The organism is Iodobacter violaceini, from assembly GCF_011601265.1.
Taxonomy (GTDB): Bacteria; Pseudomonadota; Gammaproteobacteria; order Burkholderiales; family Chitinibacteraceae; genus Iodobacter; species Iodobacter violaceini.
The window spans coordinates 77,281-88,634 of record NZ_JAAOLX010000012.1; the positions used below are offsets into that span (position 1 = coordinate 77,281).

Below are 11,354 nucleotides of genomic sequence, written 5' to 3' on the forward strand. Positions count from 1 at the left end.
GCAGCTCCTCTGCTGGCTGCTCAATCAAAAAATGCGGCCTGACAGGCCGCATTTTCTACAAAGACACACGCCACACCTTCCTTTTGCTACTCAGACAAGCCGCACAATCTGCACGGCCTGATCCTGCTTATTGCGGGCGATACGTTACTTTAAGGGTGTAATTTGCTGCGGAATACCCATTCAGCAGTAAATAAACGTCGCCATTTGCGCTTAAGTTTAATGCGCAGGTTTCCGTACTGCTTGGGCCATCAGACTTGCAATCAAACACGGTTGTGCTGGGTGCACTGCCTTTACGCAGATATAAATCAGCATCGCCTGTGCCACTCAGTACAGCAGTAAAATCACCGCCAGCGCCCACTTTAAACGGGCCATAACTTTGCTTTTGCCCCACCGCCAGCTTGCCGGAGAAGTTTTCCACTTTATCCACCGGCCCTGGTCCTACAGGACCATCGCTTCCCAGCTCAACCATAAATGCCAGCGCCATTTTAGAAAACTTCAAAGCATGCTGAGCCTGATTGCCGCTGTTGGCGTAGGTGTCGTTGGCCGTATGGATATAAGGGTTGTCTTGTGTAAATGAGGATTCAAACGGCATAGAGGCAAAATAGCCCTGCCCGCTCCAGGATGCATGATCTGAGCAGGCGTAACCGCATTTATCGTAGCCAATCTTTATCGCTGGCAGATAGGTCGTCAGCAAATTAGCCACAAACTGATTTTGCGCGTTATCGGTGTAATCGGTGTAAAGGTAGATGTCCTTATCCGAGCCTTTATAGTTAGTCATATCCAGCTGCATCACCCCAACCACATTGGTGTTCGCAGCTTTAAAACTTTTGGCAATATCCTGTGAGCCGCGCAGGCCGACTTCTTCTGCGGCATAGCCCATCAGCTTCAGTGTCCGGCGTGGCTTATACCCCCCGGCGACCAACACCCTTAGTACCTCGGTCATGCTGGCAATTCCGGATGCATCATCGTCCGCTCCTGGTGCACGTGTACTCTCGCTGGTTCCCTGACCATTAATTGAATCAAGGTGCCCGCCCAGCACGACCACTTCGGATGGATTATCAGTCCCCTTAATCGTTAAAATCACCGATTTTTGTGCCCAAGAATGGTTAAATTGCTCCACCGTAATATCACTGCGGCCAGCCGCTATTTGCTGCCAGCGCGTTTTCAGCCAGTTGGATGCATTAACACCATGTGTCGTGGTGTAGTAGCGATTGGTAAAAGCAGATAAATCATTAATGGTTTGCGCGATATTGCTGTCCTGCATTTGTGGCAGCAAAGCATTCACGACGCTTTGATTATCCAGCGTATACGAGGGGTGAGCCGCTGCCAGCAAGCTGCTGACGGGCGTTAAGGCCTGACGCCCGGCTGCTTCACTGGCATGAAACATAAAGCCGCCGCAGCGATGCAGCTCTTCATGCACAGATGCAGATAAGCGGGCCAGCTGCTGCTCATCCACTTCAACCAGATGTACCCGCTCAGCCGCCAGTAAACCTACTTGCGGCAAAATAGCGCGGCTCTCTTTTGCAATGGTTTGCGGTGCCAGCTTTTGCAGCTGTAAATAGGCCGCATCACCCAAGGTTATCCAGACTTTTTTAGGTGCAGCATCAGCGGCAGCGCTCAGCAAAACACTGCACAAAAGCAGAGGGATCACTTTTAGTTTCATTTTGACGTTCCTTTGAATTTATTAAATCCAAAAAAAAGCCCTGCTCACATTCGTAGCAGGGCACGCGGCCTGGCACAGCCGCTGAGCTGACTTAATTACTGATAGTTGCCCACCAGAGTGACATTGCTAAAGGCGTTGTACGCTTTCAGCAGCAGGTAATAAGTGCCTGCCTTAGGCGCTGCAACTGTGATGGTTTCTGTATTGGTGCCACCATCGGATTTAGCGTCATAAACAGTCGTTGTTGGTGCTGCGCCAAATTTAGCGTAGATATCCGCATCGCCTGTGCCACCCGATGTTTTGAATGTCAGGTTTCTGGCCCCTGCTGGCACCACAATGGTGTAAGTGACAGTGGCATTGCTGGCAAGCGCAAGCCCTGTTACCGGCACGCCCTTAGTCAGCACTTTGACAACAGGGGGTTTAACGATACAACTTACACCTACTGCTTCAAACGCGGATGTCACATCCGCCACGGTATAACCACGGCTTGCTGCGGCTTTTTCCACGCCGCAAGCGCCCTGGTCAAAGGTGCTGTTTGCTGTCCAGTAAAGGTGATTAGCATCAGCCATAACTTCAAACGCTTTACGAGTATTCCAGCCTGCCTTGGTCGCCAGCAAATAGAAGGCTTTGTTGTACACACCACTGCTTAAGTGCACATCAAGGCTGTCGTTATACTGGCTGGCATGGCCAATAGAGCGGCCATCCTTGGTAGGATCAGCCATATAGCGCAATGCACCGCTGGCCTTAAAGATTTCTGCCCCAACAAGGAAATCATTCGCGCCCTTCATATAAAACTCAGCAGCTTCCCCCGCCATATCAGAGAAAGCCTCGTTCATCCCGCCCGATTGCTTGGCGTAAACCAGACCCGAGTTTTGCTCAGTAAACCCATGGCTGACTTCGTGAGCGGACACATCGAGTGACACCAGGGGATAAAAGGTGTTTGCGCCATCACCAAAGTGCATCGCCGTGCCATCCCAGAAGGCATTTTCATAGTTATTGCTGTAATGGACACGCATCAGCAAGTTCTGGGAAATCGGGCGCAAACTCAGCCAGTCTTTATACATATTGAAAACGACATTACCAAAGTAATGGGCATCATTCAGTGGTGAGAACGCCCCATTTATGGCAATGCCCGGGTTATTTGGGCAAGTAAACTGATAAGGGGTAGAGCCGGTTGTGCCATGATTCAGGTTCACCGTCGTTACATTGCTGCTTACCATTTTGCAATCATCAGTGACCACTAGAGGGCCATAATTTGTGCCATAGGTGTATTTTCCCGTTTTGGCATTACCGCCAGGTCCTGTCGCATCTTTATGAGCAATCCCTTCCCAGCGATCCAAAACCACACCAGTATTGGCATCAATGATGAAGTGCGGACGGCTTGGCTTGGTTGCACTGCCATTCACAAACGACACCACATAAATCAATTGAGCCACATTATTAGAACCCAGCTTCACATAAAGTTTGGCCTGTTCATTTTCGGTTTTAATTGCTTTCGCCTGTGTTTTAGCAATGCTCAAAATCTGAGTTTGCGAGTACGTTGGCTTGGCGCTTGGAAGATCATTACTCAAATCACGCAGCAATGCGCCCGACAAAGCTGGCTGAGCTGCGCCCGCAGCACGGTTTTCAACCACGCCTTCGCCCCAGACAGGTACGCCTTGGTGGAATTGTTGATAGCGGGTAACAACCTTGCCATCTGGGTAAGTCTGGCTGCGTGCAGCTTGTAATTCATCCGCCTTAAGGCCAAGTAAGTTATGTACCCCCTCGTCTGCCAAACCACGCGTTGTAAGCCCGGCAGGGGCAACATAATTTTCCAGATCCACTCGTTCAGCGGCCATGGCATTGAAAGCTCCGGCTAATGAAACGACCATCAGCAGAGGACGTGCTACGCGATTTAATGCTTGCTTCATTATTAGCGACCCTTTTTAAGTTTAGCGGGGATGTTCCCCAATGAACGCCGGTATCTGCCAGGGATAAATGACAGGCACAGACTAGCTAATCAGCAGTGCTTAACTGCGTAATAGCAATTCGGATTAAGTCAACGCTGGATAAATGCGCCCCATAGAACTATTAATTACAAGCCACTTGTTTGGTTTGCGACTTTGTTATTAAAGACTAGAGAATAGTTTGACTAACATCAAGATTTTTTTTCAATTTGATGTTTTTTTAAAAAACCCTAATTATTTTCGTATAGATGACGCAATAAAATTCCAGGATTTTAAGTACAAGCCGGCACGATCAGGGTTTACACATCAGGGAATACACCAATACAAAGCCATTCAAAAAAAATTGCCCACCCGCTATTCACCCGCGTTTAAAACAGTACGAAAAATTGGTTTATAAATTATCTAAATATCGCCTGCAGTTATTAGCAACAAAGTTGCAAATAAACAGCAAAAAAAAACCACCTTTTTTATATATGCCAATAAAAAAGGCCACTTGAAAGTGGCCTTTTTTTTATAAACAGATCAACACCGATTACATTAATGATTCATTAATCACGCGTGGCAGCTCGCTATCCATATCATGGGCATACTCCCAAACCATAATGCCGCCAAGATGTTTCTGTTTAATATACTGAGCTTTGTATTTCAAGCTTTCCTGGTCTTCATAAGTCACCATCAAATCACCATCAAACAACCATGGCGCTTTGGCAACCGGATCCCAATAGCGTGTCGCCCCCCTGGCTTTTAAAGCCTTAATATCCTGCCAGGTGATACCATCATCGTACGCCGCTTTTTTATAGGCATTAAACAGGCCGTTGTTTGCAGCGGCTACCCCTTGCCATGCGCGCCCGTAAAAGGCGCTGCCCATGAGCAGCTTCTCTGGCTTAACCCCTGCATCAAGGTACAAATTCATTGCCTGATCAGTGCTCCAGCCACCGCCTTCAGGATCTGCTTTGTTCTGATACAGATTGGTATGGTGACTGGTTTTTTTGCTCCATGATCCGGCAAAGTCATAAGCCATTACTTTCATAAAATCAACTGATTTGGCTACGCGCGCCACATCAATATTTTGCAAAAACCAGGCTGCTGCCGGTACAGCAACCGACAATTGATATTGCTTGCCTGTTTTTTCGCCGTGCTTATTAAATGCCGCTTTTGTTTCCTCTAAAAGGCGGGGATAGTTTTCTTTATCACCCGGGTCTTTTGCAATTGGCAGCCAATCCGGGCCAACAGGGTATTCCCAATCATAATCAATCCCTGCCAGATTATGCTCATCAATTAACTTAATCACATTCGCAATAAATTTTTCGCGTGATTCTGGTGTTCGGGCTAATTGTGAAAAACCATCTGCTCCCCAGCCACCAATGGAAACATTCACTTTTAAATGCGGATACTGACTTTGCAATTTAGCAACTTCATCCCACATATTTGCAAATGGGGCGATAGTAGCGGTCTTATCCGAATTAGGCTGAGGCTCTAAATCTTTAATATAGACCTCGGTGCCATTACGAATTAAACCAAAACTTAAGTTTAAAGTTGTGAGCTGATTTCCCTGAATATCACTGGCCCGCCAGCGGCGCCCCATATCCATATCTTTTGGCGTAGAGCCAATTGGCCAGGTACGGATATAAGCAACAACCTGCTTATTATGTGATTTAACGGTTGGAATAACAGGCTCTGCCGAGGCTGTTGTATTTTTTGAAGGTGTTGAAGCACATGCGCCAAGTAGTGATGCTGCGGCGAAGGCAATTAGTATTTTTTTCATCCCCACATCCCGATCAAGTGTGAGGATTCAGTTTACGACTTTATTTACTGCAATGTAAATATTTTACAAACAAATGAAATTTATACGACAGTTCTCTTGCGATCTTTTTCAGCCTGCCGCCGTTCGCGGAAAAAAGCCTTTAGTAAGTTTGAAGACTCTTCAGCCATCACCCCATCAAGCAGTTGTGTCTGATGATTTAAACGGCAATCTGCAAAAGGGTTAATCACACTGCCTGCAGCGCCGGTTTTAGGGTCTTTTGCCGCATACACAACCCGGCTGATACGGGAGTGCAAAATAGCCCCGGCGCACATAATACACGGCTCTAAAGTGACATACAGCTCGCACTCAGGCAGCCGGTAATTACCCAGATGACGTGCCGCCTGCCGGATGGCCATCATTTCAGCATGAGAGCTGGGATCATGACGCAAAATAGGCTGATTACATCCCCGGCCAATTATCCCGCCCCGGTAAGTGACAATCGCCCCCACGGGCACCTCACCCAGCTCTTTGGCCCGCTCTGCCTCAAACAGGGCCTGCTGCATAAAACCTGAATCATTCATAAACCAACAATCTTATAAAAGCTCTGTAAGCACAGAGATAAAAAGAACACCGGGCACAGGAAGAAAAACAAGAGCGCCCTTATTAGGCATTGCATCAACTGTATGGCGCCCATAAGAAAACACCATAAACCAAAGTAAAATACGCCAGAGTGATGCTCCAGCAGGTTGGGTTAGCATGCTTGCAAAAACATTACACCGCCACACCCAACATTTCTGCCGCGTGCTGCCGGGTGGTGGAGGTGATTTCCACGCCACCAAGCATACGGGCGATTTCTTCGATGCGCTCTTCCACACTCAGCATATGGATGGTGCTTAATACGCCGGTTTTAGATTGGGTTTTGCTGACCTGCAACTGCTGAAACCCGCATGCGGCAACTTGCGGCAGATGGGTAATACACAGCACCTGCCTCGCCGCGCCCAGATCCGCCAGCATACGCCCGACAATTTCGGCCACTCTGCCGCCAATCCCCACGTCTACCTCGTCAAAAATCAGCGTAGGCACGTTCGCCACCTGGCTGGTAATCACCTGCAGGGCGAGACTAATACGGGATAACTCACCACCCGAAGCAACCTTTGCCATGGCTCTGGCTGGTGTGGTGGGATGATTAGCCACCATAAACTCCACCGTTTCCAGGCCAAAACCAGCAGGTGCTTCATGGGGGTGCAGGGCAATTTCAAAACGGCTGCCCACCAGCGCCAGCAGTTGCAATTCTTTAGTCACCATTTTAGAAAGCTTATCTGCTGCGGCCTTGCGGCCGGCAGAGAGTTGCTTAGCCGCCTTGCGGTAATCTGCTTCCAGCTTTTCTGCACGGCGGCGCACCGCATCCAGCCCTGCGCTGCCGCCTAATTCGGCAAGGCGCTGCTGCCAGGCAGCCAGTTTTTCCGGCAGCTCAGCCGGCTCTACCCGATATTTACGCGCCATACGGAAGATAGCATCCAGACGGCTTTCCACATCGGCAAGGCGCGCCGGATCCAGCTCTAAGTGATCGGCATAGCGGCGCAATGCATACACGGATTCAGTCAGCTGCGCTTCGGCACTGGCTAAGAGCTCCAGTGTTTCTGAGATACCTGCATCAAAATCAGCGAGGCCAGATAAACGCCCCGCTACCGAGCCCAGCCAGGACTGACAGTTTTCATCGCCATCGGCCAGCATCAGCAGGCCGCTTTGCACACCATCAATCAGGCTGGCCGCATGGTGCAGGCGTTTATGCTCCGCTTGCAGCTCAGGCCATTCTGCTGCGGTAAATTGCAAGGCGGCCACTTCATCCACCTGCCATTGCAGGCGTTCACGCTCGGCATCAAAAGCTTCGGCATTATTCTCGGCAATCGCCAGCTCATCAACGACGTTTTTCCAATCTTTAAATAAGCACGCCACGTCTTTTGCAAGGCCGGTGCATTCTGCATAGCCATCAACTAATTCGCGCTGCACTTCTGAGCGCAGCAAGGATTGCGGCGCGTGCTGGCCGTGGATATCCACCAGCTGCTCGCCCAGTGATTTAAGCTGCGTCAGCGTGGCGGCAATACCATTAATCCATGCGCGGGATTTGCCGCTGCTGTCGATGCTGCGGCGGATCAGCAGCTCATCCGGCTCATCCCCCAGTAAAGCTTCTTCTTCCAGCCAGGCCCGTGCATTTTTAGGCGGGGCAAACCGTGCCTGCAAATCGGCTTTTTCAGCACCGTGGCGCACCACCGCGCTTTCTGCCCGCCCTCCCAGGAGCAAACCCAGCGCGTCGATCACGATCGATTTACCCGCTCCCGTTTCACCTGTGAGGGTGGTCAGGCCGGCACGAAAGTCTAGAGACAGCTCTTGTACAATGACAAAGGATTTGAGCGAGATAGAAAGCAGCATGACGCTTTTTTACACCTTGGTTACGGTTGCCACGAAACAAACCTAAATCTTAAAACACGAAGTAAAAAAGAACACGGAGGATCATGGAGAAAAACTTAGTTTGAATGGTTTTCTCTATATAAACTCTGCGTCTTCCGTGCTCTCTGTGGTTCAGGATCTGAGTATTAAATTAAATTGAGAAATGACTTACAAACGCTCACCCCAGCGCAGTTTTTCGCGCAGGGTGTCGTAGTAGTGATAACTATTCGGGTGCAACACTCTTAAGGTATTGCGGTAGCGGCTGATCAGCACCCGGTCTTTTTCTTGTAAATCACAGTGAGACTGATTGTCGTAATACACCCGCGCATCCTGGGCACGGGTCAGTAAAAACTCAACGGCACAGGTGTCATTCACCACAATCGGGCGATTTGATAAGGATTGCGGGCAAATGGGCACCAGTGCAATCGCGGGCAGGCTTGGATGCAAAATCGGCCCGCCGGAGGCAAGGGCGTAAGCCGTAGAACCTGTTGGCGTTGAAATAATCAGGCCATCCGAACGCTGGCTGTATACAAAACGACCATCAATAAAGATTTCAAACTCGATCATGGCGCCGGTATTGCCCCGGCTGAACACCACATCATTAAACGCTAAGGCGTTGTCAATTTCATGACCATCACGCACCACGGTAGTTTCAAGCAGAATGCGCTCTTCGGGGATAAATTCGCCATACAGCATGGCGATCACCAGCTCGTCCATTTCATCAACCGAGATATCGGTCATAAAACCCAGGCGGCCCTGGTTAATCCCCACCAGAGGAATACGATAGGGGGCCAGCAAACGAGCCACCCCCAGCATGGTGCCATCGCCGCCCAGTACAATGACCAGATCGGCCACTTTGCCGATATTATCCCGGCTGACATCCTGATGTTCAGTAATGCCGTGCTCTTCTGCTGTGGCCTGATCGAGCAAAACTTTAACACCTGCTGCCGCTAAAAGTGCAGCCAGGCGGCGAATGGGTTCGTCTAAAGTGGGTGTGCCAGTACGCCCCACAACAGCGATGGTTTTGAACAGTAGACTTTGCATAAGCTCATTAGACCCGATTTTTTAAAAAATAACAGCAGCAGTCAGTTAATTAAAGTGCTTCGCCCGGTGTTTTCACCAGGCAAGTGCTTGCCCGAAAGCGAAACTCCTTGTAAAACGAAGTAAGATTCGAAACATAGCCCACCCTCACCGCCTAATATGCTGAACGATCGTTCTCAAATTCTACTTAAAACCCTCGTCGAGCGCTACATTGCTGAAGGCCAGCCTGTTGGCTCCAAAGCCTTGCAGCATTTTTCCGGGCTGGATATCAGCTCTGCGACGATCAGAAACACCATGGTTGATTTAGAAGCGCTGGGCTTTGTGGCCAGCCCGCACACCTCGGCCGGCCGCATACCCACGGTACTGGGCTACCGGCTTTTTGTTGACTCCTTGCTTACGGTGCAAACTTTAGATACCCCCACCCTGAGCGAATTACAGCTGCCGGTAGACAGCCCCCAACGCAGTGTTGCCGCGGCTTCACAGGTTTTATCGCAGCTGACCCAATTTGCAGGCCTGGTGCAAAGCCCCAGACGCCATGACATTTTGCTTAAGCAAATTGAATTTATGCAGCTGTCAGAACGGCGTGTTTTGCTGATTCTGGTGACCAGCGATGGCGATGTACAAAATCGTATTTTACAAACCGAGCGCATTTATTCCGCCAGTGAGCTGACTGAAGCCGCGCACTTTTTAAATGAATACTGCTCAGGTAAAACGCTGGCGGCATTAAGCCATATTGTACAAAAGGAATTAGTCAGTCTGAAAAGCGATATTGTCAGCCTGATGAATGCCGCCGTTGCAGTAGGCGCAGAATTAAGCAAACGCAGCGATTCTGTGGTGATTGCAGGCGAGCACCAGCTGCTGGGTGTTGGCGATTTATCCTCAAATGTGGCCAGAATGCGTCAGCTGTTTGCCCTTTTCGAACAAAAAACCGCTCTGCTGCAACTGCTGGATTTAGGCAACCATGCCGATGGTGTAAAAATATATATCGGTGGCGAATCAGGCCTGGCGCCACTGGACGAGTGCTCAGTAATCACAGCGCCTTATCGCGTCAATGGCGAAATTGTTGGCACACTAGGCGTAATTGGCCCCACCCGTATGGATTATGAAAGGGTGATTCCCATCGTGGATATCACCGCCCAGCTCTTATCCTCGGCACTCTCTTTGTGACATTTTTGCCTGTTAATCCTGTTTAATATTCCCGCATCATTGCACTGCCTTTCGTAGATAATGTGGGCTACTTTAAGAAAAGCGAAAACCATGCGTAAATTTTTACCCCTGTTATTAGTCAGCCTGATAGGCATGGCCCACGCCGACGAGGCTTTAGTTGCACGGGAAGATGTGCAGGCTTATATCAAGGCTACCGCAGCAACTTATCAATTCAGCGAAGAAGAACTGGTGCAAACGCTTAGCCGGGCCACACATAAAAGCAATGTGCTGGATATTTTAGACCGCCCTTCTACCGCAAGGCCCTGGTATACCTTCCGCGTTAATTTTGTAAATCCTGCACGCAGCCTGGCGGGCGCAAAATTCTGGCGCGAGCACGCGATTGCCATCAAAGAAATCAGCGAGCGCTATGGAGTAGAGCCAGAGGTGATCGTGGCGATTCTGGGGGCCGAAACAAATTATGGCAAAAACACCGGCAGCTTTCATATTCTGGATGTGCTGAGCACCATTGCCTTTGATTACCCGCGCCGCGCCGAATTTTTTCAAAAAGAACTGACTGAATTTCTCTTACTGGCCCGTGAAGAAAAAGAAGATCCGATGGACTTTACCGGCTCCTACGCGGGTGCCATGGGCTGGCCACAATTTATGCCTTCATCGTTTCGCCAGTATGCCGTCGATTATGATCAGAACGGCCATCGTGATATCTGGAATCACCCCAACGACGCTATCGCCAGCGTAGCTAATTACTTAAAAGCGCATGGCTGGGAAAAAGGGCAACAAGCCTATGCCGCAGTCAATATCAACGCCGATATGAGCGATGTTTTTGCCGATAAATTTAATCTGCACTACACCGTGGGCGAGCTGATGCAGAAAGGGGTAGTACCAATCAGCGAAGTGAATACCGAAGATAAAGCCGTGTTATTTGCTCTTGAAACCGAGCCAGGCTTTACCAGCCACTATCTTGGCTTTAATAATTTTTATGTGATTACCCGCTACAACAAAAGCACGCTCTATGCGACAGCGGTATTGCAGCTTTCTGAAAGCATTTTAAAAAGCTACCAGGAAGGCGAAGATTTAAAACCAGCAAAAACGCCTGCCAGGCCCGTTGTTAAGCCGGTTAAGAAATCCGGCGCATGGCGCTAAACAGCAAAAGGGGCACAGTTTAATCACTGCACACCCGTGCGCTATTATCCGCATGGGCACAGGGTGTGCTGCCTTTTCCTTGATTGATCAGAACTAAAGCAACACATTAAATTGATCAGCTGAAGGTGCTGCTTATATTGATGGCCAATGCCGCAACGCAGCCCTTCAGCAGATAAAGCAGAGCCCCCTCCTGACTCAGGCTCTTTTT

The 11,354-nt window shown here is 49.5% G+C and carries 8 protein-coding genes; 2 read left to right on the forward strand and 6 right to left on the reverse strand.

Annotated elements, in window-relative coordinates:
• Positions 1 to 127: 127 nt before the first annotated feature.
• From HA050_RS18930 to HA050_RS18955, 6 genes are all read right to left on the reverse strand, one after another.
• Positions 128 to 1,663, reverse strand: a complete 1,536-nt coding sequence (locus HA050_RS18930) for a M28 family metallopeptidase (RefSeq protein ID WP_166829713.1) — start codon at positions 1,661 to 1,663, stop codon at positions 128 to 130.
• A 95-nt stretch (positions 1,664 to 1,758) separates the two neighbouring features.
• Complete coding sequence (locus HA050_RS18935; RefSeq protein ID WP_166829716.1) at positions 1,759 to 3,570, reverse strand: M4 family metallopeptidase; 1,812 nt, start codon at positions 3,568 to 3,570, stop codon at positions 1,759 to 1,761.
• Positions 3,571 to 4,138: 568 nt separating this feature from the next.
• Positions 4,139 to 5,371: a glycoside hydrolase family 18 protein gene (locus tag HA050_RS18940; RefSeq protein WP_166829719.1), complete on the reverse strand. Its 1,233-nt coding sequence runs from the start codon at positions 5,369 to 5,371 to the stop codon at positions 4,139 to 4,141.
• Between the two features lie 80 nt (positions 5,372 to 5,451).
• A complete protein-coding gene (gene tadA, locus HA050_RS18945; RefSeq protein WP_166829722.1) occupies positions 5,452 to 5,931 on the reverse strand; it encodes a tRNA adenosine(34) deaminase TadA in 480 nt (159 codons plus the stop codon).
• 190 nt (positions 5,932 to 6,121) lie between these two features.
• Positions 6,122 to 7,780, reverse strand: a complete 1,659-nt coding sequence (gene recN / locus HA050_RS18950; protein ID WP_166829725.1) for a DNA repair protein RecN — start codon at positions 7,778 to 7,780, stop codon at positions 6,122 to 6,124.
• A 186-nt stretch (positions 7,781 to 7,966) separates the two neighbouring features.
• Complete coding sequence (locus HA050_RS18955) at positions 7,967 to 8,842, reverse strand: NAD kinase (protein WP_099396293.1); 876 nt, start codon at positions 8,840 to 8,842, stop codon at positions 7,967 to 7,969.
• Between the two features lie 156 nt (positions 8,843 to 8,998).
• On the opposite strand from HA050_RS18955, the gene hrcA reads away from it, so the two are divergent.
• Entirely contained in the window at positions 8,999 to 10,006 is a 1,008-nt protein-coding gene (gene hrcA / locus HA050_RS18960) for a heat-inducible transcriptional repressor HrcA (RefSeq protein ID WP_166829727.1), read from the forward strand.
• Positions 10,007 to 10,096: 90 nt separating this feature from the next.
• Entirely contained in the window at positions 10,097 to 11,146 is a 1,050-nt protein-coding gene (mltB, locus tag HA050_RS18965) for a lytic murein transglycosylase B (protein ID WP_166829729.1), read from the forward strand.
• The last annotated feature ends 208 nt before the right edge of the window (positions 11,147 to 11,354 follow it).

Excerpts from the sequence above, each read along its gene's own strand:
- HA050_RS18935 (WP_166829716.1), bottom strand. The coding sequence starts at position 3,570 with ATGAAGCAAGCATTAAATCGCGTAGCACGTCCTCTGCTGATGGTCGTT.
- HA050_RS18955 (WP_099396293.1), bottom strand. The coding sequence starts at position 8,842 with ATGCAAAGTCTACTGTTCAAAACCATCGCTGTTGTGGGGCGTACTGGC.
- HA050_RS18940 (WP_166829719.1), bottom strand. The coding sequence starts at position 5,371 with ATGAAAAAAATACTAATTGCCTTCGCCGCAGCATCACTACTTGGCGCA.
- HA050_RS18930 (WP_166829713.1), bottom strand. The coding sequence starts at position 1,663 with ATGAAACTAAAAGTGATCCCTCTGCTTTTGTGCAGTGTTTTGCTGAGC.
- tadA (WP_166829722.1), bottom strand. The coding sequence starts at position 5,931 with ATGAATGATTCAGGTTTTATGCAGCAGGCCCTGTTTGAGGCAGAGCGG.
- hrcA (WP_166829727.1), top strand. The coding sequence starts at position 8,999 with ATGCTGAACGATCGTTCTCAAATTCTACTTAAAACCCTCGTCGAGCGC.
- mltB (WP_166829729.1), top strand. The coding sequence starts at position 10,097 with ATGCGTAAATTTTTACCCCTGTTATTAGTCAGCCTGATAGGCATGGCC.
- recN (WP_166829725.1), bottom strand. The coding sequence starts at position 7,780 with ATGCTGCTTTCTATCTCGCTCAAATCCTTTGTCATTGTACAAGAGCTG.